Source organism: Pontibacter pamirensis (assembly GCF_010015475.1).
Lineage (GTDB): Bacteria > Bacteroidota > Bacteroidia > Cytophagales > Hymenobacteraceae > Pontibacter > Pontibacter pamirensis.
In genome coordinates this window covers 1-24,196 of sequence record NZ_SSNI01000054.1, presented here as the reverse complement: position 1 = coordinate 24,196, position 24,196 = coordinate 1, and the positions used below count along the sequence as shown (strand labels likewise).

General features: G+C 48.3%; 31 protein-coding genes and 2 pseudogenes. 18 read left to right on the top strand and 15 right to left on the bottom strand.

What is annotated here, in order from left to right; all coding sequences use genetic code 11:
- Window positions 1–4: 4 nt before the first annotated feature.
- Together E1919_RS24945 and E1919_RS24940 are read right to left on the bottom strand one after the other, a co-directional pair.
- Window positions 5–1,048 carry a ComEC/Rec2 family competence protein gene (locus tag E1919_RS24945; protein ID WP_162056135.1) on the bottom strand — a complete coding sequence of 348 codons (1,044 nt, stop codon included), beginning with the start codon at window positions 1,046–1,048 and terminating at the stop codon, window positions 5–7.
- Window positions 1,049–1,535: 487 nt separating this feature from the next.
- Window positions 1,536–2,321 carry a recombinase family protein gene (locus E1919_RS24940; protein WP_162056134.1) on the bottom strand — a complete coding sequence of 262 codons (786 nt, stop codon included), beginning with the start codon at window positions 2,319–2,321 and terminating at the stop codon, window positions 1,536–1,538.
- 201 nt (window positions 2,322–2,522) lie between these two features.
- Between E1919_RS24940 and E1919_RS24935 the strand changes: the two genes are divergently transcribed.
- Entirely contained in the window at window positions 2,523–3,662 is a 1,140-nt protein-coding gene (locus E1919_RS24935; RefSeq protein ID WP_162056133.1) for a DUF3800 domain-containing protein, read from the top strand.
- Between the two features lie 229 nt (window positions 3,663–3,891).
- On the opposite strand, the gene E1919_RS24930 is transcribed toward E1919_RS24935, so the two are convergent.
- Window positions 3,892–4,038 carry a hypothetical protein gene (locus E1919_RS24930; RefSeq protein WP_162056132.1) on the bottom strand — a complete coding sequence of 49 codons (147 nt, stop codon included), beginning with the start codon at window positions 4,036–4,038 and terminating at the stop codon, window positions 3,892–3,894.
- A gap of 10 nt (window positions 4,039–4,048) precedes the next feature.
- Window positions 4,049–4,246 carry a transposase gene (locus E1919_RS28005; RefSeq protein ID WP_162056131.1) on the bottom strand — a complete coding sequence of 66 codons (198 nt, stop codon included), beginning with the start codon at window positions 4,244–4,246 and terminating at the stop codon, window positions 4,049–4,051.
- A gap of 250 nt (window positions 4,247–4,496) precedes the next feature.
- On the opposite strand from E1919_RS28005, the gene E1919_RS24920 reads away from it, so the two are divergent.
- On the top strand, window positions 4,497–5,498 hold the full coding sequence (locus E1919_RS24920; protein ID WP_162056130.1) for a sugar transferase: 1,002 nt from the start codon (window positions 4,497–4,499) through the stop codon (window positions 5,496–5,498).
- A gap of 300 nt (window positions 5,499–5,798) precedes the next feature.
- Here the strand turns inward: E1919_RS24920 and E1919_RS24915 are convergent.
- Window positions 5,799–6,775 (bottom strand): annotated as a pseudogene (locus tag E1919_RS24915) (IS3 family transposase); the annotation flags it as partial.
- Window positions 6,776–7,919: 1,144 nt separating this feature from the next.
- Between E1919_RS24915 and E1919_RS24910 the strand changes: the two are divergent.
- Entirely contained in the window at window positions 7,920–8,243 is a 324-nt protein-coding gene (locus E1919_RS24910; RefSeq protein WP_162056129.1) for a hypothetical protein, read from the top strand.
- A 102-nt stretch (window positions 8,244–8,345) separates the two neighbouring features.
- Here the strand turns inward: E1919_RS24910 and E1919_RS24905 are convergent, their stop codons facing one another.
- Window positions 8,346–8,570 carry a hypothetical protein gene (locus E1919_RS24905; RefSeq protein WP_162056128.1) on the bottom strand — a complete coding sequence of 75 codons (225 nt, stop codon included), beginning with the start codon at window positions 8,568–8,570 and terminating at the stop codon, window positions 8,346–8,348.
- Between the two features lie 310 nt (window positions 8,571–8,880).
- Here E1919_RS24905 and E1919_RS24900 point away from each other — a divergent pair, with 310 nt between their 5' ends.
- The 3 genes from E1919_RS24900 to E1919_RS24890 all read left to right on the top strand — a co-directional run bounded on the left by E1919_RS24900 (window position 8,881) and on the right by E1919_RS24890 (window position 9,997).
- A complete protein-coding gene (locus E1919_RS24900; RefSeq protein ID WP_162056127.1) occupies window positions 8,881–9,219 on the top strand; it encodes a hypothetical protein in 339 nt (112 codons plus the stop codon).
- Window positions 9,220–9,346: 127 nt separating this feature from the next.
- A complete protein-coding gene (locus E1919_RS24895; protein WP_162056126.1) occupies window positions 9,347–9,559 on the top strand; it encodes a hypothetical protein in 213 nt (70 codons plus the stop codon).
- A 102-nt stretch (window positions 9,560–9,661) separates the two neighbouring features.
- A complete protein-coding gene (locus tag E1919_RS24890) occupies window positions 9,662–9,997 on the top strand; it encodes a hypothetical protein (protein ID WP_162056125.1) in 336 nt (111 codons plus the stop codon).
- A gap of 83 nt (window positions 9,998–10,080) precedes the next feature.
- Here E1919_RS24890 and E1919_RS24885 read toward each other — a convergent pair whose 3' ends face one another.
- A complete protein-coding gene (locus E1919_RS24885; RefSeq protein ID WP_162056124.1) occupies window positions 10,081–10,491 on the bottom strand; it encodes a DUF4625 domain-containing protein in 411 nt (136 codons plus the stop codon).
- Between the two features lie 267 nt (window positions 10,492–10,758).
- A complete protein-coding gene (locus tag E1919_RS24880; protein ID WP_162056123.1) occupies window positions 10,759–11,103 on the bottom strand; it encodes a hypothetical protein in 345 nt (114 codons plus the stop codon).
- A 316-nt stretch (window positions 11,104–11,419) separates the two neighbouring features.
- Here E1919_RS24880 and E1919_RS24875 point away from each other — a divergent pair, with 316 nt between their 5' ends.
- The 5 genes from E1919_RS24875 (at window position 11,420) to E1919_RS24855 (ending at window position 14,122) form a co-directional block, all read left to right on the top strand.
- The gene (locus E1919_RS24875) at window positions 11,420–11,707 is read left to right on the top strand and encodes a hypothetical protein (protein ID WP_162056122.1); all 288 of its coding nucleotides are present in this window, start codon (window positions 11,420–11,422) and stop codon (window positions 11,705–11,707) included.
- 54 nt (window positions 11,708–11,761) lie between these two features.
- Window positions 11,762–11,989 carry an IS3 family transposase gene (locus E1919_RS24870; protein ID WP_162056121.1) on the top strand — a complete coding sequence of 76 codons (228 nt, stop codon included), beginning with the start codon at window positions 11,762–11,764 and terminating at the stop codon, window positions 11,987–11,989.
- A gap of 933 nt (window positions 11,990–12,922) precedes the next feature.
- Complete coding sequence (locus E1919_RS24865; protein ID WP_162056120.1) at window positions 12,923–13,156, top strand: hypothetical protein; 234 nt, start codon at window positions 12,923–12,925, stop codon at window positions 13,154–13,156.
- Between the two features lie 2 nt (window positions 13,157–13,158).
- Window positions 13,159–13,566: a hypothetical protein gene (locus E1919_RS24860; protein WP_162056119.1), complete on the top strand. Its 408-nt coding sequence runs from the start codon at window positions 13,159–13,161 to the stop codon at window positions 13,564–13,566.
- Window positions 13,567–13,675: 109 nt separating this feature from the next.
- The gene (locus E1919_RS24855; RefSeq protein ID WP_162056118.1) at window positions 13,676–14,122 is read left to right on the top strand and encodes a hypothetical protein; all 447 of its coding nucleotides are present in this window, start codon (window positions 13,676–13,678) and stop codon (window positions 14,120–14,122) included.
- Window positions 14,123–14,186: 64 nt separating this feature from the next.
- Here E1919_RS24855 and E1919_RS28000 read toward each other — a convergent pair whose 3' ends face one another.
- The 3 genes from E1919_RS28000 to E1919_RS24845 all read right to left on the bottom strand — a co-directional run bounded on the left by E1919_RS28000 (window position 14,187) and on the right by E1919_RS24845 (window position 15,658).
- Window positions 14,187–14,318: a hypothetical protein gene (locus E1919_RS28000; RefSeq protein WP_262888769.1), complete on the bottom strand. Its 132-nt coding sequence runs from the start codon at window positions 14,316–14,318 to the stop codon at window positions 14,187–14,189.
- A gap of 30 nt (window positions 14,319–14,348) precedes the next feature.
- Window positions 14,349–14,852 (bottom strand): GAF domain-containing protein, encoded by a 504-nt coding sequence (locus E1919_RS24850; RefSeq protein ID WP_162056117.1) that lies wholly within the window; start codon window positions 14,850–14,852, stop codon window positions 14,349–14,351.
- A gap of 446 nt (window positions 14,853–15,298) precedes the next feature.
- Complete coding sequence (locus E1919_RS24845) at window positions 15,299–15,658, bottom strand: DUF1801 domain-containing protein (RefSeq protein ID WP_162056116.1); 360 nt, start codon at window positions 15,656–15,658, stop codon at window positions 15,299–15,301.
- A gap of 171 nt (window positions 15,659–15,829) precedes the next feature.
- Here E1919_RS24845 and E1919_RS27995 point away from each other — a divergent pair, with 171 nt between their 5' ends.
- The 4 genes from E1919_RS27995 to E1919_RS27985 all read left to right on the top strand — a co-directional run bounded on the left by E1919_RS27995 (window position 15,830) and on the right by E1919_RS27985 (window position 17,585).
- Window positions 15,830–16,075: a PAS domain-containing protein gene (locus E1919_RS27995; RefSeq protein WP_262888768.1), complete on the top strand. Its 246-nt coding sequence runs from the start codon at window positions 15,830–15,832 to the stop codon at window positions 16,073–16,075.
- 17 nt (window positions 16,076–16,092) lie between these two features.
- Window positions 16,093–16,914, top strand: coding sequence for an ATP-binding protein (locus E1919_RS27990; RefSeq protein WP_262888767.1), 822 nt, complete (start codon window positions 16,093–16,095; stop codon window positions 16,912–16,914).
- An 82-nt stretch (window positions 16,915–16,996) separates the two neighbouring features.
- On the top strand, window positions 16,997–17,428 hold the full coding sequence (locus E1919_RS24835; RefSeq protein ID WP_162056115.1) for a response regulator: 432 nt from the start codon (window positions 16,997–16,999) through the stop codon (window positions 17,426–17,428).
- Window positions 17,429–17,456: 28 nt separating this feature from the next.
- Complete coding sequence (locus E1919_RS27985) at window positions 17,457–17,585, top strand: hypothetical protein (RefSeq protein ID WP_262888766.1); 129 nt, start codon at window positions 17,457–17,459, stop codon at window positions 17,583–17,585.
- 379 nt (window positions 17,586–17,964) lie between these two features.
- On the opposite strand, the gene E1919_RS24830 is transcribed toward E1919_RS27985, so the two are convergent.
- Window positions 17,965–18,246: a hypothetical protein gene (locus E1919_RS24830; protein WP_162056114.1), complete on the bottom strand. Its 282-nt coding sequence runs from the start codon at window positions 18,244–18,246 to the stop codon at window positions 17,965–17,967.
- 418 nt (window positions 18,247–18,664) lie between these two features.
- Here E1919_RS24830 and E1919_RS24825 point away from each other — a divergent pair, with 418 nt between their 5' ends.
- The 3 genes from E1919_RS24825 to E1919_RS24815 all read left to right on the top strand — a co-directional run bounded on the left by E1919_RS24825 (window position 18,665) and on the right by E1919_RS24815 (window position 20,257).
- Window positions 18,665–19,075: a hypothetical protein gene (locus tag E1919_RS24825; RefSeq protein WP_162056113.1), complete on the top strand. Its 411-nt coding sequence runs from the start codon at window positions 18,665–18,667 to the stop codon at window positions 19,073–19,075.
- Complete coding sequence (locus tag E1919_RS24820) at window positions 19,063–19,401, top strand: hypothetical protein (RefSeq protein WP_162056112.1); 339 nt, start codon at window positions 19,063–19,065, stop codon at window positions 19,399–19,401. Before E1919_RS24825 ends, E1919_RS24820 begins: the two co-directional genes overlap by 13 nt.
- A gap of 259 nt (window positions 19,402–19,660) precedes the next feature.
- Window positions 19,661–20,257 carry a DedA family protein gene (locus E1919_RS24815; RefSeq protein ID WP_162056111.1) on the top strand — a complete coding sequence of 199 codons (597 nt, stop codon included), beginning with the start codon at window positions 19,661–19,663 and terminating at the stop codon, window positions 20,255–20,257.
- A 144-nt stretch (window positions 20,258–20,401) separates the two neighbouring features.
- Here the strand turns inward: E1919_RS24815 and E1919_RS24810 are convergent, their stop codons facing one another.
- The 3 genes and pseudogenes from E1919_RS24810 to E1919_RS28205 form a co-directional block, all read right to left on the bottom strand.
- A complete protein-coding gene (locus tag E1919_RS24810) occupies window positions 20,402–21,433 on the bottom strand; it encodes an IS110 family RNA-guided transposase (protein WP_162056110.1) in 1,032 nt (343 codons plus the stop codon).
- Window positions 21,434–22,367: 934 nt separating this feature from the next.
- Complete coding sequence (locus tag E1919_RS24805) at window positions 22,368–23,771, bottom strand: amidohydrolase family protein (RefSeq protein WP_162056109.1); 1,404 nt, start codon at window positions 23,769–23,771, stop codon at window positions 22,368–22,370.
- 310 nt (window positions 23,772–24,081) lie between these two features.
- A pseudogene (locus E1919_RS28205) lies at window positions 24,082–24,196 on the bottom strand (IS701 family transposase); the annotation flags it as partial.

Here is a 24,196-nt window from a genome sequence, read left to right as displayed (position 1 = left end):
AATTCTAAAATCTATTTTGACTTTCAGCACTCCAATTTCCATGCTTTAGGTCGATTTTATTTATAAAATCTCCAATTCGATTTTTTAAATCAATCAGATTGTAATTGAAATAAATTTTCAAGAGCTTATCTGACCTGTTAGAATTATACACTATGCGAGCAATAGTTTCCCTAGATGGGTGAATATGATCTGCTGTTCCTCCATTAGTAGAAATCAAGTAATTGTTACACACGATTAAACTCAATAACTCTTGGGAAGTGTTATTTAAACTGCCATGATGTGAAACTTTCACAAAATCAACTACCAAAGGATTTTGTTCATGATAGCTTAACCCTCTTAAACTTTGTGATATTATTTCGGGTCTAGAATCAGCAAGTAATAACAATGAGATGTCAGGGCATTTTAATATAAAAGAGATAGAAGAAGCGTTGAAGATGTCATTAGAAACATTTTGGTCTGGAGAGAAGGGTTTTGTACTTAATTCTTCTAAAGACTGTAGATAAGTTCTTTTGTTGGATGAAATATTCTTTTTGTTTTTTTTCTTATCTATTAATCTCAATAATTCCCACTGTTCATAAAGTTTATTCACAATTTCTAGGGTTGGAGATAAAATTGTAAATTCAATTCCTGATCGGTTAATTGATTTGTCCTTGGTCGAAATTTGAGAAAGCTTTGCTCCTGGTTTTTTCTCCAATATTAAATTCCTTAAGTTGTCTCCTTGTCTAACACTAATCAACTCTCCTGTACTAACTTCAACTAAATCAGGGTTATTCATCCAAATTTCATCAATTTTGATGTCGTTTATTAAACTACTTTTTAAAAAGCTTATTAACCCTGCAATGTGGTCAGAGTCTATGTGTGTAAGAATAAGAAGGTTTATATGAGAAAGATCCTTTAGCTGTTCTTTTAGTGAATACCTGAATGTCTGAGCGGTACCTCCATCAATAAGTATTACAAATTCATGCAAATTTGTATCAAAAGTTTTTATGAGAATTGAATCACCATGAAAGGCATGAAGTATATTGAATTCAGTTTTTGTTCTAGTCACTCTGTATTACTTAAAATGTGTACATAGCCCAGTACGCTATGTGTTAGGTACTTTACTCTACTTTCAACCTCTTTACATTTCCACGTAATTCAGATCTATATATCCAACAGACTCTCTTTGCAGAAGTCAAATTAGCATCAACATCTCCAACTTCCCATTCTTCTGAATGTGATTCAATCTACTTTTATGAACGTGGCATCGTAAATCACTCCGATGTATGCTTCTGGTAAGGGATTGGAGTTGAATCGGGCTAACGAATATACTATATATACGCAGCAATATAAAGTAACCTGCTGAAAGTTTACTCTCCCCGCGAAAGTACTATAATCCTTACCGTCTCAAGCAGGCTGCAAAGGCGGTTTCGCTTGTAACTGATGCCTCAAGTGAGTGGTTCTGGTTTGCAGCTTCCATCTCTGGGACATGCTTTAAAGGTATCAGGTCTGGCTTATAAGCAGAAACAAACTATCCTTCCTGTTTATCATACTTATCAGCTATGAAAAGGCTTCTCCAAAGGAGGAACCTGCTGAGCGGCCGTCCGGTGGTGGATCCGCTGCACCTGCGTTGCCTGGAATGGGCCTCCCCGGCTGGCCCTGAAACCCGCCTCGTTCAGTTTCCGGGCTATCTCCTTCCAGGGCATCTCCTCTTTGCCTGTCACCTGTCCCTCGCTGCCTGTGACGTCCACTTTTGTGCTGCGCAGGAACTGGATGAGGGCCGCTGCCCGTTTGTTGTTCTCATTGACCCTGGCATTGTGCTGCAGCACCCGGGTGCCCTCTGCGGAGGCGGCACCCGTCCGGAAGGCCTCTGAGGGTTTGCGCCACTCCCCCGTCTGCTTTATCTTCTCATCCAGCGCCGCTTTCGTCCGGATGCCGATCAGCTCCCGCTCCCGGTCGGCGATGGCCATGAACAGGGTAAGGGTGAACTTGTCCAGGTTCGGGATGTCGCAGCTCTCCAGCCTGCCCTCCAGCTCGCGGTAGATGCTCAGCGCCTGCTCGGTGTTGCGGCTCAGGCGGTCAATCTTGGCAACGACCAGCGTCGCCTGCTTCCGCCTGCAGAGCTCCAGGGCCTCCAGCAGGCGCGGGCGGTTGGCGATGTCCTTGCCGCTTATCTTCTCGGTGAACTCCCCGATGATGTTCTTATCCGAGTAAAAGTGCCGGACATAGGTGCGCTGCGCCTCCAGGCCCAGGCCGGACTCGCCCTGCTTCTTGGTGGAGACGCGGTAGTAGACCACGTATTGCTGCTCTTCCATCGCCTGTCTGTTTGGGGGTTTTCCCAAAGGTACGGGTTGTTTTACATTTCTACAACGAACGTAGAAGGAATGTAAAACCAGGGGTCGCGGACGTGACAAAACGGCACTTCCCAGTTTTATTAGCAAAATATAGCAAAAGTCAATATTTTTAGTATCTTCAGAGCGGCGCCGGGTACTGTCCCCGGCAAGTACACTCTATCCGGCAGGTACACTCTATATAATAAAAGTATGGCAACAACAGGCTTTGTCTCGGAGGCGGGGGCGCACGGCTTCGCCTTCAACGGCCCCGGCGACACGCACTTCTCCATCACGGTCGTGCTCGTGGAAGAAGAGAACAGAAGGAAAGTGGAGGAGGGGTTCCGCCGCCTCCGGGAGCGGTACTTCCCCGGAGGCGTGATTTTGTCTCCGGCAGGAAATAACAGAATAGTACAACAACTGGAGTTTCTAGATGAATTAAAGAAATTAGACTTTTCCTTTCACGCGCTGCTGGTGGACAAGCGCAAGCTGCACCAGAAGTCACCGCTGCAATACAAGGGCACGTTCTACAAATTCCTCTCCGGGCTTATCTACAACAACCTCTACCGCACCGTCCCGGACCTGAGCATCGTGGCCAATGAGCTGGGCACACCGGAGTTCATGGAAAGCTTCCGCCGCTACATCCACGAGAACCACCAGGTGGACCTTTTCTCCCCGGCCACTTTTACCTTTTCGACAGGGGAGGAGGACGTGCTGCTGCAGCTGGCTTCCTTCCTGGGCGAAAGCCTGAATGGGTTTAATGCTGGAGTGTCCGAGGTAGATATTGAAGAGGAGCTGGCCGAAAAGTGCGTGGGGGTAATCCGCTGGCCGGAGGGATACGTGCCCTACACCGTGGACACTGAAGGCATGGCAGTGGACGCGCAGGACGAGGCCATCACGGCAGCAGCACAGCTGCGGGCGCGGGACTACCTGCAGCGGCACGCGGGCAGCGAGGACCCGGTTGTCCGGAGCCGGATGGTTTTCGTGGAGTACCTGCTGATGGTCTTCACCTACAATTACAAGACCCGGTTCATCCACACTTATGAGCTGCTGCAGCACCTCAACTCCTATAAGTACGAAAACTACACGGAGCACCGCTTCCGCTCGCTCGTGGTGGGGCCGGTGCGGGACGAGGGCGTGCTCATCGTCTCCTCTAGCGCCGGGTACAAGCTGCCCTGCTCCACGCGGGACATTTACAACTTCTTCAACTACTACAACCAGCAGATACAGCCCATGCTCGCTAGGCTGTGCCAGTGCCACCGGGCCCTGGAGCTGGCGACAGGAGGGGAGCTGAATGTGCTGGAGCAGCCGGAATATGATAACCTGAAGAAGCTGCTGGCGAAACTTTACTGATAGGTGCGACTGCCTGGATAAAACGGTTGTTCCTTATCAGACGCAACGTATCATCAAGTCGTCTCAAATATTACGGATGATTTTGATTTGTGAGATGGCAAAAAGAGACGCGATACAGGCTGCAGAGGCAGGTACCGCTAGAAGTTCCACGATCTTATTATTCTCACGTTTTCCGGGATCGCATTATTCATATAAGCTCCTGTTGTTTTACAGTTGATTATAGACTGCGTCATAACTTATCGGAAATAGTAATAGGATGATTTCCGGAGACTTGGTTATAGATGTTCTCAATCCAGCTTTTGGCGAAGAAGAGTTTGCCACAACAGCTCTCGAAGGTGGCGCTGGCAATTTCCTCCAGCTTCTCCACCGTTTTCACCAGGGCTTCTTCACTTCATCGACTTCTTTACCTGTTTCCAGATGCGCTCTATGAGGTTAAGGTTGGGTGAGCAGGGCGGCAGGATCACCACCAGCACTATCCCCAGTACAACAGCCTTGGCTTCCACGGCTCGCGTAAGATGGGCGCTGTGGTTGTCCCACACCACCACAACCATTTCCGCTTCCTGAGTTTTGTCGCTGTCTATCATTTCGCTAAAAATTCAAATAGATATTCTTATGTATATGTATAGTAGCAGAACAGAAATTCAAACTTCTGATATCACTGATTTTGTTGTATTTGTAGTATATGGAATTGACTATATAAATAACCAAATTTATTGTTGAAAAATTAATAATACATATTTACATACTCAATTTGCCTGGAGGCGTATGTTAGCTTTGACATATGAATATCCCCGTAAATTATACATGCAATCTATCAATTAAACTGTCTTTACTATGAGTATGGAAGTATATTTACAAAGCGAGACTCTTCCAGAAATTGGAGCCATTAAAGTATCAAAGGAGTACAGTGCCAAGTCAAAAAGGTGCCTTATTGTACATCCAGGTGATATGGCAATGGAGTTTGTTAAAGAACCAGGGTTATCAAACTTCTATTCAGTGGACTATTGGGACAGCACAAGAAATGAGGATCTGGTTTCAGTTCTTGCTACCACCAAATATGATGTTGTCTTACTAGATCCCAGTTCAAATAAGACGCTCAGCAAGTCTCAGTTGAAGCATGTTAACAACCTGAGAGTTAACCAAGTCTCCGTTTACAATCTTGCTTCATTTCATGAAAACTTCGCGAAACGAATACCGCTGACCCACTTCAAAACATGGCTGATACACAGTGACATGTTCTTTGTTAGTTCTCGTCACTTATTCCAGCTTCAAAAGAGAGCAGTTGATATTGGAGTTAGTCTTATGCTTGCCCCTTTTGCTCTGGTTTTAGTGTTATTGGCCGTTCTTTGTATTAAATGCACTTCTAAAGGGCCGGCATTCTTTATCCAGAGACGAGTAGGAATGAAAGGTTTAACTTTCGAGATATTTAAGCTGCGGACGATGTATCATTCAACTGAAGGCACCAACAACTTCCATACGGTGAGAAATGATGCCAGGATAACACCCCTTGGTAAGATATTAAGAAAAACAAAAATAGATGAATTACCCCAATTATATAATGTTCTTTGTGGGCACATGAGCCTTATTGGGCCAAGACCTGAGAAAGAAGATATAGTTTCGATATTGGTTGACGAAGCCCCTTACTACAACCTTCGCCATTCCATCCGTCCAGGTGTAACAGGCTGGGCACAGGTAAACTATCCTACGGCCACTCCTGAACAAAACCTCCAGAAACTTGAATATGATCTTTTCTACGTTAAAAATGCTTCCCTAGCTCTAGACTTTAAAATTATCCTTCAAACAATTAGAGTTGTGTTTACACTCAATAGCCTGTAAGCTACTGCGAGTAAAGCAAAAGACTGAAGAATACCTTTCTGCCTAGTCCGTATCTGCAGGTTTCATGTTCCTGTCTTGCTTTGGTGATCAGGTGAAGTTTTCAACCTAACACTTGGCAGCTTACTACTGCCAAGTGTTAGGTTGGTTCTGTGTAAGTACCCCGTTTTTCGGACAGTGTAAGTGAGACTATTCTCACTCTTTTCTACCACCATCACTATGAAGTGGTAATGTGGTAAACTTATCGTGCAGGCTCTGCGCCAGGGGAGAGTTTTCCATATTTCCACTTCTGCTTTCCGGCGGCCATTCCTTTGGCGTTAGGTTGCCGAGCGCCTCATGCGGCCTTCTGCTATTGTATTCCTCCATCCACTCACTTGTCAACCCCCTGACCTCCTCTAACTCTACAAAAAGGTAAGCGTCCAGTATTTCCCTGCGATAGCTTCCGTTGAAGCGCTCAATGAAGCCATTCTGCATCGGCTTGCCAGGCTGAGTGTAGTGTATGCTTATCCCATTCTCCCTGCACCAGCAGGCAAAGTCAGCGCTGGTGAACTCCGGCCCGTTGTCCACCCGAATGGCTGCCGGCTTGCCGCGCCAGTCGATGAGCTGCTCCAGCGTCCGTATGACCCTCTTGGAGGAAACAGAGGTGGCTATCTCTATTGCCAGCGCTTCCCTGTTGCAGTCATCTATCACGTTCAGGGTCCTGAACCTGGCGCCTTAGGCCAGGCTGTCACTCATGAAGTCCATGCTCCAGCTGCTGTTGAGCTCCGTTTGTTGAAGCAGTGGTTGCTTCACCCGTGCCGGTAGCCTGCGCTTGCCTCTTCTCTTTTTGTTAAGCTTGAGCAGCTTGTAGACCCGGTACACCCGCTTGTGGTTCCAGGACTTGCCGGCTCTTCTCAGGTAAGCCAGCAGCTTGCGGAAGCCGTAAGTGGGGTGGGCGGCGGCCAGCTCCTGCAGTGCGGCGATGAGCTCCGAATCGTCTTTGCGGCTCCTGTAGTAAAACTGGGAGCGGGCCAGGCCGGTCAGTCGGCAGGCCCTGGCAACGCTTAGGCCGTAGTCCGAGATAATCTCCTCGGTCAGCTGCCTTTGCTGCCAGGGCCCCAGCCTTTTTTTGTGATGACCTCCTTGAGGATCTCGTGGTTCAGGCTCAGGTCAGCGAACATCTTCTTAAGCCGGGCATTCTCTTCCTCCAGCTCCCGGCAAATGTCCTCCGTCTTCCGACCTGCCTCGTTCTCCTGCAGGGCTTTGATGATCTGGCTCTCGGTGAATCGTGTCTTCTTCATCTTCTCAGTTTAAATGTATAACCTTTTTGCCTACTTTTAAACTGTCTCGATTTTAGGGTACTTACAGTTGGCGCATCGTCAGAAATTCCCCGCATGTCCACACAAGCTTCGCCCTTTCCCCTACCAGGCGGGAGTTGAATTCATCTGCAGTCATAGGCTTCTCTTTTCATATACTTCCTGATACGATGCTCCCGACTTCAAGATACTGTAGCTACACCAGCTCGAAATGTCTATTCCCGTCAGCTAAGGTTCCGTTTACGTTGTTGGCACCATATGAAGCAATTGAGGGGCTTGTAAAATACATTCGTCTAGTCTTACAAAGAGGTGGTATATCAAATAAGGTACTTTGTATAAGTTGCTTGCCAGTTTAACGATGATTGCCTACTTTCGATGATTGCCTGCTACTTTCATTATGTTTAAGGTGAGACGTAAACGTATTGTTTGTTACTGTTTGAATAGAAGCCGCTCCTGCAGAGAGCGGCTTCTGTCGTTTCAGAAATGCGGGTGACAAGGCCATCGGGTAGGGCAGATAGCCGAAGCCCTGGCGGCTCTTTCCGCGGACCGGCTGAAAATCAAAATGGACTGCAGGAAAAGCCTCTCAGTTATGGGTGGCTTTTTGTTTACCGTTGTCAGAACCACAAGGAGGCCTTTACCGTAAGTTGGCTTTCAAATCTGTTTTGGAGCAGTTTTGTAAAGAATTTCATGAACCTTGTGAAAAGCCATCTCTTTAAGAGGTGGCTTTCTTGCTTTTCGTGCCTGTCGAACACACTTGCAACTGTTCACAGCTTTCGAGCGCCAGCCCTGCGTGTTCCCATTATAAAGCCACTGTCGTTTCTGGGTTAGCCGCTTCACTCTCATATGAACCGCATGTCATATGAATAGTAGAGCATATAACAGAGGTGAGGGAGACCTTGTACAGGTTTGAGAAGAGCAACTACCCGCCATGAGCGAAGGTTGCAAGGAAAATACAATTTGAAAACGCTATATAGCAAACGATTTGCAGTGCAAAGCGTAATTCACTTGCCGCCCGAGCAAATAAGTGCTGCATGCTCTGTCAGAATGCAAGGGTGCGTAGGGGGTAATGCCTTGTTCTGGGCTGCTCTCCTTCAGTTTTCCATGCAGCATGGCCATAGCACCCACTACAATGTCCGCACTAGAATATAAAGACTTAAAGCCCAAGTACGATATTATCGTATCCAAGCTCCGCGCTGCCATCGCCCGCAACAAGGCAGCTTTCCCGCAGCTTTCCCTCATCAGCACGTACCTGGGCACCACGCTGGCAGAAGCCGACGAGGAGGAAGACTACCTGCAGAGGCTGGAGGGGCTATGTGCTTACCTCCATGAACTGAGTTCGACTTCCTATGTTATCCGGCACCTGCACCACAACCTGTGCTCGGATGTGGAGTCGGCCAAAAACAACAGCGCGTTCTTTAACCAGAGTAAGGATTATATATCATTGCCGAAATAAACAGCAGGTGATGGCGTTAAGCTGGTACCAAGTTTTAGCTTTACGTGTGTTCGAAAAGCCAGGTGGTGCCTTCGCGCTGCCTGGCTTTTTGCTTCAAATGGTTTAGCGATTGCGAAAACGCCCCTCCCCCTGCCACCTATAAAACAGGTTGAAGGACTTCCGATTTGGGTTCAAATCCGCTGGCTGTGGCATGCTGCTTTTGAACTCCTCAGCCAGCTCGTTCAGGGCCTTTAGTTGCTCTTCTTCCCGCGTGCCCGTCTCAGCGCCTTTCAGTTTCTCTATGCGAGCCAGGAGAATGCTATATTTTATTTCAGTGGGGATGGGCATAAGACTTTCAGTTTAACGCTTGTATATTATTTTAACTATGTTATTATAAATATAGCTATATAATACATAATTATAACAATTTTATTTTTAGCTTACTCTCCTCATAGAAAGAATATGAGCTAACATCGATTTGCCTTCAAACTCTTTTTCAGTGCGTGCTTCGCTAAATACCGGCAGCCACACAAGCTCAGCCGAAATGGGCCTGCATGTATTGAACGATTTTGGAAGGTCTTATGTCCCTCTTAACGTCGGCGAACTTGATAGAACCCTTTCGCGGCGCATCATCTGATTATGTCGATAGTTGACCACCATGCCGCCCGAAGAAATGCCTGCCTCTGACAAGAATGGCATAAAGGAAAATTATGGTGCCATCCTGTCCAAACTACAGGCTACCGTGGCCAGGCATGGCGCTGCCTTCCCGCAGCTCTCCGCCATTGAAGAGTTTTTGGGCACAAGCCTGCCGGAGACTGACAGAGACGAGGACTGCCTGCAAAGACTGCAGGAGCTGTGCGCCTATCTCTACGAGCTTAGCGTGGGTTCTTACGTCATCCGCCACCTGCACCACTACCTGGCTTTGGACGTAGAGGCGGTAAAGCACAGAAACGCGTTGATTAGCCAGGAAGAGTATTACCTTATCATACCAAGGTAAGCTGCCGGCCCGCCCTTACTGCCCCTGTCTCACACCTAAGTAACAGCTAGTAAATATAGTAGCCATGCCTGACTTTGTTTTCGCAAAGCAGCTATGTTTGTGTCCCCTCAACACAAAGCGACCAGGCATGAGTGAATTAACAGAGCTTTTAAGCAGGCTTACTACCTGCGACATGCTAGTGCTGACGCATGTTAGCACAGACCGCCTCTATTGCCGCTTCTTTCTCCACGGCCTCTACCAGGACAGGATGTTCTTGTCAGACCCGCTGCTGATGGGTGAGGGAGAGGTGGTAGACGCCGGCGGGGTAGCCAGGCTGAAACAAACCTTTTTGGCAGTCTGAGGCCGCGCATTTTAACTGCTCCCTTAAAACTAAGCAGTTGCCGCATCGTATAGTAGGTTTTTTCACAGTTACAGGTAGTTACACGAAGAGGGGGCATTTAAGATGCATTTCGACATAGACAGGTTTTTCGACAGGCTGCAGGAGGAGGAGCTTACAAGGCAGGAGGCCAGCCGCGCCATCCACGGTGAAATCAGGGACGCGGAAGCACAGAAGGTGGCTTTCCTGGACCAGGCCACCGAGAACCCTGTGTTCTACAGGCTGCTGTGCGGCCAAATCAACCGCTATATGCGTCACCTGAGGGCGCTGCACAGCAGGATTGCCCCACACGAAAAGAACGTGCCAGAAGAGCGGGAACTTGACACCGGTGATGACAGGGGATGCCATACCGTGAAGCTGCTCCTGCAACTCGAGCAGCTTGAAAGGAGAAGGGGGCGCTAAAACCAATCCATTGTCCCTCAAAAGAAAAGGCTCCTCTAGATGAGGAGCCTTTTCTGAATTTAAGCTTATCGACCTGCGACTGCTTACTGCACGACGGAAACCGTAACCGCCTGTGAGGCTTCGTTCTCCTGCTCGTCTATGGCCGTCACACGGATGATGTAAGCCCCGTTAGGTGCATTCGCATCCAGGGCAATCTCCACGTCCAGGTCCTTTTCCCTGTTGTCGTTGAGGAAGTCACTGATGCCCTGGTCGGTTATCTGCCGTTCGACTCCGCTTGGGTCCGTCACGCTTACCCTTACCTCCTCAAGACCCATGTTGTCCCTTATCTCTGCCTGCAGGTTCACCGCATCGCCTGGTGCATAAGTGGTACCGGCGGCAGGTGAAAGGATGGTGATGGTCGGGTCAGTCGTGTCGAGCGCCACATCATCGTCCTTATCGCAGGCAAGGAAAGAAAAGGAAAGCAACATTAAAAAGAGCCAATTGATTTTTCTCATCTCTTTAAAAAAATAGTAAGTAATAAAAAATATAAAATAGTAAATTATCTATAACTACCCTCTTGTACAGAGGGTGTCACAAGGTGAGGTATAACGGAATTAAGAAGTGGAAGTTGCCGGAACCTATATAATTACGTCTTTGTGCGTTGTGCTGAGCGAAGGCCCCCCCTGCCTTCTCCTTTGTTTCATAGTGCGGAAGGCAGTGGGGGGAAGTAAAAAGCCCCCGCAACGCGGAGGCTCTTTTCAACAGTTTTAACTATTCGTTCACTATTTTTTGGAGGCGTCGCCGCCTTTCTCGTCCATTCTGACAACACCTGCTTGGCCCTGCGCGTTGGTCATGGCCACTTCATAGACCACAGCGCCTTGTGTGGCCCCTGCGGCAGGCTTTAGGGCATAGATGTCGCCTATTGTCCAGTCTTTGTAGGTGTCGCTCTTCAGCGCTGCCTGAACTGGCGCCGGTAACTGGTCTTGTGTTACTTTCTCCTTTTTCTCTTCCTGGCCCTGCTGTGCAGCCGGAGCCTGCTCCTGCGGGGTAGTGGTCTGTGCATTTGCATCCATTGAAGACATTCCCACTAATGCGATGGCTGCTGCCAGAAAAGTTACTTTTTTCATAGTTTTATTTTTTAAGTTCTGCCTCATGCAATAGCAGAACCGTGCCAAAACAGCTAAAAGCTCCCTTACAGCAAGGCTCTCAGCGCTTTAGAAGGAAACAGCAAAAAGGCGGGAAGTGTGGAAACAAAAAGGTGACTGTGGGTCTGGCTCCACACTCTGTGGAAAATGGCCTCAGGTGCGCACACTGGAGAAGAGAGAAGCTGTTCTTCCCTGCCGGGGCGGCTTGTAACCCTGAGGTTGTTTCCCGGGTATTAAACTGCTTTCATTCGGGCAAAGCCATTCGTCTGGTTTTGCGACAGGTGATAGATACGGGCATATGGAAAAGTTCAATGAGCACGTGCTGCCTTTCCTGGAGGAGGGCTGCATCAGGTACCAGCACAAGGGGGAGGCCAAGGCCATGTCGGCAGACTTCTTCAGGCGTAACTTCCGCAACGTGGCCGCCACGGAGCTGCCTCACATCGGGCAGCGCTCCTTTTACTACCAGAGCGCGCAGGACCCGGACCTGGTTCTGCGCTTCAGGCTCTCCCAAACAACCGGACTGTCGGCCACGCTGATGCTGCACAGCGACTTTGAGAAGCAGCTGAAGGCCCTGGGCAGGCATTAGTCTCTTACTATGACAAGAATTGCCTGCAGTGCCTTCCGCTAGCAACTGGAGGGAATGCCAGTAGTGCAGGGCATGAGCCGAAAAGGAAACTGCCGGGATAATACCGTGGCAGAGACCTTCATTAAGACGATGAAAACAGAAATGGTTTACCACCACAAATTTGCCACCAGGCAGGAAGCCTCACTGGCCGTCTTTGAATACATTGAAGGGTGGTACAACAAGAAAAGGAGGCATGCAGCACTTGGATACCTGACTCCTTGCCAATATGAAAGCCTGCTGTAGGGGCCAGGTAAAAGCAAGCTAGAGACCTACAGGCCCGAGATAGAGGCACTGCTCAATAACGGTTCCTCACTGAAGTTTATCGCCTCTCGTTATAATGTCACCGAAGCGACCTTCTGTAACTGGCTCAAGGAAAACAGCATCATACGCACATACAACACACAGTAATCAAAGAAGATCCTCACCTGAAAGTGGCCAAATAATACCGATACAAAGCGGCCAAATATTTATAAAGCATACTCACAGGACCTTCATCTCCACCTAAAGTGGTTCCGCCTTGGCTTCACCTTGTGTTGAGCCTGGCCTCACCTTGGATAAGCTTGGGTTGAGCATGTGTTCACCGTGGTTAGAGGTTGCTTTATAATAGACAGAAGCTGCGCCGCTACCGGCTATGGTAAACAATAAAAAGAAAAGGGTAGCCACCGACTACCCTATCATCCTGATAACAAACCAAACGTGAACTAGTGGCTTTGATTAAAAGCCATTAGCCATGCGTAAAGGTATCAGTCCCGCTTTATATTTAGCAAAATAATTCAACTATATTTTCAATAATGCCATAGGTTACTCAATATAATCCAATTAATTTAATAGAATTAGAGCATTGATTCCCGTTAATTGTAGAAGGAGCATGTTATACGCGAAAGGCAGGAAAATGAGCGCAATGCACCCAGAGGGGTGCAAGGTGTATGAGGCTCGCAAACTGAAGAAAAGCGTACAGAAGTGGTGCAGGTTGCGGCATATTATACACGGGCCGCATGAGGCTTTCTGTTTATTATCTATTATCTGAAACCGCTTTGGATTTACCTGTATATTTATATTATTGCATGCACTTAGTATGTAAAATGCCAATTATGGGAAAAATTTGTCATAGTTTGTTTCAATTTGAAGAAGTTGATGGGACTGCCTTTATACCCTTAGGATTTAGACTCCTTTGAGATGAGCGAACTGACTGCCTTCACAAATAAACTTGCAGCTTGCGATCTCATCGTGTTGACCTCCTTCAACAAAGATCATACTTACTGCCGATTCTTCCTGAATGGCATTTACATGGGCAGCATGCACCTTTTTAACCCTGTTATTCTGGGTAGGCTCCAGCAGCTTAGCGGGGCAGGTGACGAAATAACTGCCGGAGGGGTAGCGAAATTGATAAAAATATTCGTGGGCGTTTAGGCATGGTACTGTACAGCGACGCCTTCTTTAATCTGAGCTACGCCTCCGCACCGGATATTTTGTACGTGGCGCTACAAGACCAGAGAAATCTCTTTGTTTCGGAGGTTAGGAGAATCTTTGTTTCCATTGTGTCCTGCTCCAGGGAGCACAGGTTCAGAAGACTGCTGCTGGACTTTGGCGGCAACCGTGTGGAGATGACGGAGAGGGAATACCGGGCCATGATGGCGCAGCTGGCAGTAGGGTTGTTACCCGCTCCTGTAGAGAAAGCCGCGCTGGCAATGGCAACAGACACCATTCCAGAGGGTAGAGTAGAAACTATATACAGGGAAATGCAGGCTGCCGTCCTGTTGCCCCTGGAGCTTCGGGCTTTCCCCAGGAAGACACAAGCGCTGCGCTGGCTGATGGCATAAAGCGCTTTAACGCAAAGAGCGCTTGAAGATATGGTGCTGCGCTATCTAAGGCCACTTGTGAATGTAACTCTGAATTCTATATATTGCAGGAAGTTAATATGTTAAAGACATGAAGCCGCTGCGCCTGCTCCCCTCCCTGTTCTTTCTTGTCCTGTTTTCCTGCAAAGAAGTGGCGCCAGCTCCCGGGGTTGGTGACCAGCTGAAGGGTGGTGCATGGCTGACTCTCAGCCAGAGCTACAGGTACTATGATGCCTCCGGCCAGCTGGTGCATGAGGAGGTGGACAGCAGTGGAACCCTTTTTGACTTCGATGGCTACAGGGTAACCATAAGCTATGGCACAGGCACCACCACGCAGTGCCTTTACACGCTGCTGGAAAGCAACGGCAGGAGCTACATCGAGCTTACCAGGGACGGCCTTCTGCAGACCTATGAGATTACGTCCATCGGTGACTCGGTGATGTCATGGAGTACGGAGGCAGAAGAGGCAGAGTGCCCTGACAGCGGTTCTAAAACAGCGGGGCACGCTACTACCACGACACGCTTTTCAAGGCAGTAGAGTGATGGCACGGGAGAGGGAATCTATCTCACTCGCTTAAGCACAGCATCAGCGGTTCAAAGTATTAAATCTTCTCGCATCCATCCATCACGCTCTTCTTCGTTTGGTCACCTGTCCAATCTGCGTACAGGATGTCTTCCACTATGTCGTACGATACCGTGATGTGCGGCTCCGATATCAGAGTTTTTGAATTCAAATGATATTGGTGAATCTATGGTGCCCTTATTTACTTTTTCTCAATCTCGTCCATCACGGCAGAGGCGAGGCTTTCCAGCATCTTCCGGTCGGACTCGGGGAACTCCCTTGGTTCTTTGTCAATGATACACAGCGCACCTATGCTGTAGCCATCGGATGTTACCAGAGGGGCGCCTGCGTAGAACCGCAGCCCGAAGTCACCCACCACCAGCGGGTTTGCCAGCAGGCATGGATTTTCGCAGGCATCTTCAAAAAAGGTTGTCTCCTGCCGCAGTATGGAGAGCGAGCACAGGCTTTCGCCTCTGCTTATCCTGTTCTCCCCATCCATACCGACACCGGCCTTTGTTACCACATAGTCCATGTCCACGAAGTTGACGAGTGCTATCGGCACATCGAACATGCGGGAAGCGATGGACACGATGTGTTTGAAGGGTCCTTCCTCGTCGTATGTGTTTAAGATGTTCAGGCTGCGCAGCCTCGCCAGCCGCTCGGCCTCATTGTCCGGTATGATGGGTATTCCAAAGGTATTATCCATAATGAAGAGTACTGAAACATCTACCTGCTCTACAACCCGGAGAGTATAAATCAGGCAAACGTTTGATTTGGTGAAAGTACAGAAACAAAGCCAACAGTGTTTTGTTTGCCTGCTCCTGGAGTCAAAATGGGAGAAGCAGCCCAGTAGTGCCACCTTATATCCTAACGGAAGTCCTGCATGGCTCTGCGATATCAGCTATGCTGGAGCAGTAGGTTAACAGACCGAGTATGCTACTATGTAGGCACCGTAGATTCACCTGCTTTTTTAGCTGATTTCTCTTTGTGCAGCCGCATACAAGCTCCTGATCCTTCTAGCTCCTCCTTTACATAAAAGACGTTATTAGCCATGCTTATCATTGGAAAGCAGTATCTCCACATAAACAATAAGGCTGTTGAAGTGGAAGAATACACCATTTCCAGCAGCACGGCAGGAAGAGTGCAGGGCTGCTACCTCCGGTTCAGTTGCACCGCCTCCCGGACCAACCTGCCGAAATAGACCTCATCAATTTCGGCTAAAGAGCGCACTTTTATATGGCGGTACTGCCCGTTGCGGCTCTCCAGCCGGCCCTCAGGGTCCTTGAGCTCTTTGCCACGGAAAAAGCCGAAGTGAATGCCGCCGCGCGAGGGGGCGAAGTAGCAGACAGGGCCGTAGAAGAAATAGCAGGCCCGTTCCTCCCGCACCGTTTCTTCCAGGTGTCCGGCAGAGGCGGCAACAATGCGCCGCACTTCCCTTGCCAGCTCCTGCTTTTCAGGTGCAAAGGACTCGATGTACTCGTCTACTAGGTTGGTTGGCTTTCTGCTTCTCATATAGGTCTAAGGGTCCTGTAAATATATAAAATGTATTATATATAAATATCTACGCACTTACTCCAAAACTGCCTTTTAGGTTTTGGCACCTACCTGTTTTTATATAGGACTATATTTGGTATATTGAAATACCTCTACTGACAGTGGCACCTCTTGTAACGTCCTACGCCCATGCGGATAAAATCCAGAAAGACAGAAGCACAGAACCAGCCGACAGAGCTGAGCGATGCGCTGGAGAACTATTTCAGCAACACCATCATATCGCAGCTTTTTGTCGATGCGGACATGGTGCTGCGCAAGTTCACCCCTCCCGCCATGAAGCATTTCAACCTCTCCCCGGATGACCTGGGCAAGCACATGAACGAGATGTCCGGCAACATCCCCTTCCCAACATCACGGAGGACATCAAGGAGGTAATCGCAAGCAGCAAGGGCATGGACAGAGAAGTCCAGACGCCCGACAAGAGGTGGTACCAGATGAACATCCTGCCCTACATCATCCGGAAAGAGAACAGGACCAATGGCGTCATCATCACCTTCCTCGACATCAACGGACAGATTGAGGTGCTCAAGTGGTATGAGAAGCTCAACAAGAGGTATGAGAGTGTTATTTACGCACTGCTCCACGACATCAAAGGCCCCCTTAACAACATAGAGGGCCTGATGCGCATGCTAAGGGGCGCATCAGGCAAAGAAGGCAACACAAAGCAGGTACTGGATATGCTGAACCGCTCCATAGGCAACCTCCGCAGGACAGTAACGGAGTTCACAGATATGCAGGGAAGCAGCACCGATTCCGCTAAGACTACAGTTCCGGTGAACTTAGAGAGAATGGTAGAAGATGTCCAGCTTGGGCTCAAAGACAAGATTCATGAGTCCAACGCACAGGTAGAAATTGAGCTAAACGAGTCCGAGATAATCCTGCCGAAAAGGAACGTCAGAAGCATCCTCTACAACCTGCTGAGCAACGCCATCAAGTACAAAGCGCCGGACAGGGCGCCGGCGATATGCATCAAAACAGAGAAGTCAGGTGAGTATACGGTGCTCTCCGTCAGTGACAACGGATTGGGCATAGAGGAAGACAAGGGGGAGGTGATTTTCAAGCGCTGCACCAGACTGATAAATGACGTGGAGGGCACCGGGATGGGGCTGTTCATCGTCAAGAGGATGGTGAAGGAAATGGGTGGGAAGATTGAGGTGGAGAGTGCCCTGGGCAAGGGAACCACCTTCAAGGTCTACCTCAAAGGGCAGCAGTAACTGGTTTCTCTTCTTCTTTTATAGCGGGTAAAGCCGGTCTTTGCTTTCATGCTTCAGGTATTGTGAATATACAGGGTTTTCTATGTACATTGCGCCTCTGGTACGGCAGCAACACTTCCCCGACGACATGGAGCCCATAAAGCGTATTCTCATCATTGACGATGACACCACCAGCATCTTCCTGGCCAGGCGCCTGCTCAGCAGCATAGACAGCGGCATGCAGGTCAATAGCGCACAGAATGGGAGAGATGCCTTGGCAATCCTGAAAGAAGCAAAGGAGAAGGCAGCGCCTCCCCAGCTTATCCTGCTCGACATCAACATGCCCGTCATGGATGGCTTTGCCTTCCTGGAAGAAGTTGGACAACACGGTCATGTGAATCTGATTGACACCAGGATTGTGTTGCTTACAGGCAGCCAGAACCCGGTGGAGATAGCGCTGGGCAGGAACCAGTTGGCGGCTACGTTCCTGCAAAAGCCGCTCACAAAGGACAAGCTAAGGAGTATCATCTACTAAGGCACTGCAGCCATTACTAAGCAGGAACTTGAGAAACGGCTGCCAGATATGGCGCCTGAGTTCATCGAGAGGGTGCAGCACAGGCCTTGTCTCCATCAAGACGGATGTGTCTATACATAACGACCCCACTGGTTATCGGGTGGAGATCGAGGATTAGAGCAAATGTTTAAGCGGGGTGCTGCTCACCTTGTATGACTTTATTTCGCGTATGAACTGTGAAAGGCGCACCATACACGGCCTTATCAAAACCTGCAGCATCAAGTCGTCGGGTAGTCGTTAGACAAAAAATAAGAGGGGCCACAGGCTTGTGCTTATTCATGCTTAGGGCGGCTACATAGATACTATACCCTTCAGTAAACAAAAAAAGTAAAGGCCAGCAAACAGCAAGAGGTCTTGCCTATGCTGATGGGCTATCGGCACGTATGCTGGTGGCTTGGCCTCATGGGGAAAAGGTGCAAGTGCCGCCGTGGTATAGAGAGACTGCCCTGCCCAATGCAGGTGGCTTACCCCCTGCCGGGCACTGCACCGAACAACAATCAGTATTTAATAAAGGGCATGCTTTCGTCGGAAAGAGCACTGTCATCTGCACCACCAACAAAGTAGCCGCCAATAAATATTCCGGCCCCGGCGTTCACGGCATTTGCTCCTGACTTGTAAGCCACCATACTACCGTCTATGGTAGAGAAGCTTAGCATGCCGTCCTCAAAGCCAGTGTCTGCCTTCGGGGAAGAAGAGACCATGGTAAAGATTCTTCCAAGGTTTTTAAGAACCTTGTTGTCTATAACGTTTGGGCGATAAGAAGTAGCTGCAATACTCATGTGGCTATCAGTTTTAGGTTTTGCATATTCAATGTTACATAACTGTTCTGCATAGCAACAGGAAACAAATATGCGTGGAGTAACACAAAGCATGAGCCAACAGCAGCAGCTGCCAAAGAAACAATCTTGTACTGTTTTTTGTCTGGATAAAACTTTAAGCTGATTTCAGAGACGCATTTATAATAAATAGTATATATATTATATACTTAATATATCATAAGTAATATATTAAGTAACATTTTGTTACCAGCTTTCTGGAAACAGATAGCATAATTTTTTTTTGCTTCTTTACCTCTTAACTATACCTCGTACAAGCGGACAGACCTGTAAAATAAAAAAATTCACTTTTCATCACCTCCTGAAGTATTGCTTAAGTATATAGCTTTATATATATTAGTGTATTCTAATGCTATATGAAGTGATTCTATACGAAAACGGCTTTATCAGGCTAGAATATGACGCCTCCACCGAGATGCTCTATGTCGATGGCCCCGATGTTCAGGAGTATGCCCTGATGCGGGTTTATGAAGCTTCCAATATTATTGTGGGAGCCATAGGTAAGTACAATATAAAAAGGCTCCTGATAGACTCCAGTGAGACGGTTGTTGACCTCTGCCATGAAGACTACAAGGTCGTAATGAACCAGTTTACCCGCAACCTGATGAAAACCTCCCTTCAAAAGGTAGTCCGGGTTGCCAACAGGGACGCCGCCAGGGAGAGCGGGGTGGAGAAATACGTGAAGCAGGTGAATCAAAGAGCCAAGCCTTCGCTTGCGTTTCAGAACTTTACCAGCAGAGCCGCCGCCATTGCCTGGCTATGGGCGGAATAGCCCGGCACCGTCGTTTACCGTTGTTATTCTTTCCGGATGGCGTGTTGCTTAAACACAGTGTGCACCAAAAGCTAAAACATGCCCTAACGCTCCCCTTGTACCTTTACCTGAACTTCATGAAGCGTTTCTTCAAAATAAAGCTCGAGATGACCAATGGCCCCAAATCGGTGTGGGTGGGTATAAGGGCCTGCAGCGTAGGGGAGGCAATTGTCATCGCCGACACCTGCACGATAGACAGCTCATTTGATATATGTGCTGGTTCAGTCCGGGAAATAACCCCGGTAGAGTACTATGCTGTACTCCATGTAGCCTCGTTCAAAGCGTAAGCACCGTCAAAACAAAAGGGGCACCCCTTCGGAAGACGGTGCCCCTTTTGTTTGTTTTCACAGATTGGAAAGCATACAGCAAGCCTGTTTCACCGGGCCTTCCCTGAGTAGATTTCTAAAGTTAGTGCAATTTTTGTAAATGCCATGTGGCGTTAGGGCTTAAACTTTCAACTTTTTCCAGGACGAGGCAGGTGGCAGGCACTGATCAAATGGTAGTTTCGTAAAAGGAAGCTGAAAAACAGTAAAAACGAAAAAATGCATGGATACTACAAGCTTGATCGAATGGGGCGGCTTCTTGCTTATCGTTGCCTTGGTGTTTATTGAAACGGGCATGCTGGTGGGACTGGTGGTGCCGGGTGGCGAGACGCTGGTCTTCACAGCCGGCCTTCTGGTGAGCACAGGCTCCCTAAGGGTCTCTATCGCGGTGCTGCTTGCCTCACTGGTCCTGGCAGGCATCGCCGGGGACACCTCCGGGTACTTTATCGGGCAGAGGTTTGGCACCAGGCTCTTCCATAAGCAGGACACTTGGTACTTCAAGAAAAAGTACTTGCACCTGGCGGCAGACTATTTCGAGAAGCACAGGAAGGCCTCCCTGGTCTTTGGCAAGTTCCTGCCTATCATCAGGCCTTTCAGCCCTGTGATAGCCGGAACGACCAACCTGGGCTTCCCCTCGTTCGCCGCGTTGACTGTAGTGGCCAGCATACTTTACATGTGCACGTTCGGCCTGACCGGGTACTTTCTGGGCAGCCAGTTTCCCGTCATCAGGGAGTACTTGGGCTGGATCCTCCCCATCAGTATCATGGTGGCGCTTGTCCCCGTGATACGCCAGATCCGGAAAAATAGCAGGAAAGAGTGAGCTGTGTTTCTCGAAAGACTCAACGGTTGCTTACCATGCACCAACCAGGCACGGCTTAAAGTTGAATAGTTTTCTAAAACTAATCATAAAAGGAAGGTACTGTTTTAAAAATCAAGTAAACATCAGGAAAGTATTTCGTATACTCTATTGACGAAGGAGAGCTTCACTCGAGAGATCGGACGGAAGTTCATCCAGTGTAGGCAGGTCTGTGGATCTGCCTACTTTGTTTTCAAAGACTCCGTCTTTGTGACGAAGGAGAGGCTTTCTCTCCTGACCTCCGGAAGCTATGGTTCTGTCTTGGAATATCGTGTCGTTTTTCCACATCGAGTAGATGAGCAGCAGCAGTTTGCGCTGCAGGCTCACTACCCCCACCATCTTGCTCTCTTTCCCGGCGTTGATGCGCTGGTAAACAGCCCGCAGGGCAGCATTGTGCCGGCTGGCCACCAGAGCCGGGAAGTAAAGGGCCGCCCTTATCCTGCCGTTGCCTTTCTTGGATATCCTGGTCTTGCCCCTGACGCTGGTGCCGGACTCCCTTTCCACCACATCGAAGCCGGCGTAGCTGGTGAGTTGCCTGGCGTTGTTTATCAGGGCAAAGCCCTGGGTCTCGGCCAGTACAATGGCCAGGCTCATAAGCCCTATTCCTTTAATGGAGAGAAGCTTTTCCACTTTCTCCTGCAGCCATTCCTCCTTTTGGAGCTCGGCCTTTATCCGGGCCTCGCATTTGGCTATCTCGGTGTCAAACTTCTTTATCACCTCCTTGTGGGATTTGATGACAAAGGCCTGCGGCTCATGAGCAGAGAGCAGGGCGCTGAGCCTGTTGAGCAGCACCGTCCGCTCTTTCTTGAGGTCGGTGCAGTGCCTGGTCAGCTCCCGCAGGGCCTTAAAAACAGGGGCCGGTGGTTGCCAGTCTGAGAGTTGGCGCTCGGCGCCCAGTTGGGCGATGACTCTGGCGTCGATGCGGTCTGTCTTGCTTTTGACGTTGAGGCTCTTGCCGAAGTGCTTGACCTTGTTGGGGAGCACAACCGAGACAGGCTGCTTTAGCTTGTGCAGGTGGTAGGCCAGGGGCTCATAGTAAATACCCGTGGCCTCCATCACAAAGCTTACCGGCAAGGCAGGAGTTGTCTGCTTGCTCAGGCCATTTGAGCAGCTGGTTGAAGCCCCTGGTGCTGTTGTCAAAGGTTGCCACCTGGGAGAAACACAGGCCGGAGTTTGTTGAGAGTTTGCAAACGCAGGCGGTGAAGCTCAATTTGGCGATGTCGATGCCCACGCACTGTCTTGTGATCTGTTCCATAGCATGAGTGGTTAAAGTGAGCGACCTTCTTTCTCCCTCGTCTTGCCTTTTGTCTTACACTTGCTTATCCAAGGTGATAGCATTAAGTACTGCCCAGACTCTCGGAGAAAAGGTAAGGGGGGAATGGAGCTTCCTTCCTTACGGTATAGTACTGCTGACTTACCTGCTCCTCAGTTTCTCATTCCCCTTGGTCAATGCACCTAGTCTAACTACGATGAAGTGACCATTTTAAACCTATTCTGAAACCTACTATAAAAGTAAAAGGCTCCTCGTGATGAGGAACCTTCTTTGTTTAGCTTATAAGCTACTTTATGTTAAGCAAGAGCAACAGTTTATCATAAAAGTCAACTTGCTCAGTAGTAAAGGAGAACAAGTTACCACTTGGTGCGCCTTTAGCAACCAATGCTTATTCCTACCCTGAGTATTGATGGATAAGGTGATGCATTATAATCCCATTTAAAGATTCAAGAAACTTCGGCATTTTGTGCAGGGAGAACAAATTAAGTGCCGTTGAATTCAGTCACATAATTGGATTCCTGTTGCATAACGTCCCTTTTGCATCATAAAATTTATGTACAGGTTGTTTATCTAAAAAATAGGGCTGTGGTCTACAATGTATGATGACCTTTAACTTGATAAAAAAACAGAAAATATATTCTGCTCGACTGCCCTATATTAACTGTAGAGGCTTTTGATAGTCGGACCGAGCTTTAGAATCTTGTTTTGCCTTGACTATCATACATTGTAGACCACAGCCTAATTTTTATTAGTACATTTATTTGGTAGTAAAGAATCCAGTTTGTAGTGTTTAGCTAAAAATTAATGTGGCTGAATATTCCTTAGCCTGCTGGCCCCCAAGTATGGGGCTACATTGTTTGCAATTATACTGAACTCATCTTTCGTTAACGGTACTTTCTTTTGAAATGCCTCCCATGATTCAACTGGGTCACCGTCTGACCCATAAAGAATACGCTCGAGGCCGATCTTGCGAATTTGTTTAACAATCTCCTGCATTTCTTCCGGTTGTCCATAATGCCAGGCGCCTGAAATATCAAAGTAAAGATTCTTAGTTAGAGGGTCTTTGGAGGCAACCGCTTCGGCATAGACTGCCAGGGCTGAGCCGGAAAAGTTCTCGCCTCCCCAGAGATGAGCAATTTGTATGGGAACATCGGGCGCTGCCGCAACGAGTTGTCGGAGAAAAACCTGAGCATCAGCGCTGTCATATTTTGGCGAAGACCGAACATGGATGATCATGGGCAGCCGGTGTTTGTTTGCTTCCTCCATCACTTGCCGGACTTTGGCTACCTGATCGGGATTGTGAAAATCCAGCTGTGCAGCGTTAAAGTTCATTTTTAGTCCCCTGAAGCGCCCACTTGCTGCGCAACGATTGAGCTCCTCAATCGCATAATCTTTGAGTGGGTTGAAACTACAAAATGCTACCAAACGATTGGGAAACTGCGCCACCTGCTCTGCGGTCCAATCGTTCTCGGCTTTAAGCTTTTGATATGCATCAGGAACCGGTTCTGGTCGGACTGCATCAAAATAATAGGCGTTGGACATTACCACGCCACGTTGGATTCCGGCCTTGTCTAGCTTAGCAATAAGCATTTCGGCTGTATAGGGGGTATCGAATGAGGGTGCTCCCTGATAGATGTACGTTTCCGCAGCACTTCGCCACTCGCCGTTCGATGCTTTGATCAGCGAAAATAGAAAGAAACCGAAATGCCGGTCTGAGCCATCGGCTTCAACAAAGTAACCGGCAATCCGGGCAGACGATTGGTCTGCATTAAAAGTAATAGGTTTTATATTATAAGGTGTATCGGAGATCGTCCATTTTACATTGCCGGCAACCGCGCTTCGTCCTCGAACCCATCCAACTGTTCCCCCTACAAAAAATAAAGCATCTTCAGTATAAAGCTCAGCAAGAGCATTTTGATCATTCCATCCCTGGGTTCTCTTGCGAACAAATTGAGCCAATTCTTCAGGAAGCTTTATTTCAGGCAACAGTGGAGGTGTTGACAAATCTACTGCAGCAGGACTATACAGGTGCAAGTGGTGATCTACAACTGGGATTATTGGCTTCGCGTCTGCTTTCTTAGCGGTTTTAGACGGCCCTTTATGATCGCCCTTTACGTTTGAATTTCTTGATGTGTCCTGGCTTTGCGCAAGATTATGAAATGCTATGATGAAGATCACAGCCATAATATTTAATACATTTTTCATACTTTAATATAAATTACTCGATGAAAAAAATCATTTATTAACATAAGCATAAAAGTAGTATGATAGTTATGATAGTAGTTTTTATGCATAACTATAATGCCACTTTTATCTTTCACTTTTGCGGGTCCATGTATGATGAAGGGATTCAGCACACCAAGTGGACTCTCACCTGTTCCTGCTGGAAGTAATGCCATCCCTGCTCACTTCAAATGTCATTTTAAAAGCATCATCGGTGAGCTTTTCATAGATGAAGTGCTGCCAGGTGATTGTTCCATTGGAAGCTTTCTGCTGTGTTGTCAACATCAACCGGTGCGGTTTGCCTCCAGCCCCCCAGCCCCACCAGAAAACCCACTTCCTGGTTTCTCAGGAACTTCAGGTTCTCTACGGAGGCGTACCAGCTGTCGGCGCTCACCCACGCCGGGCGC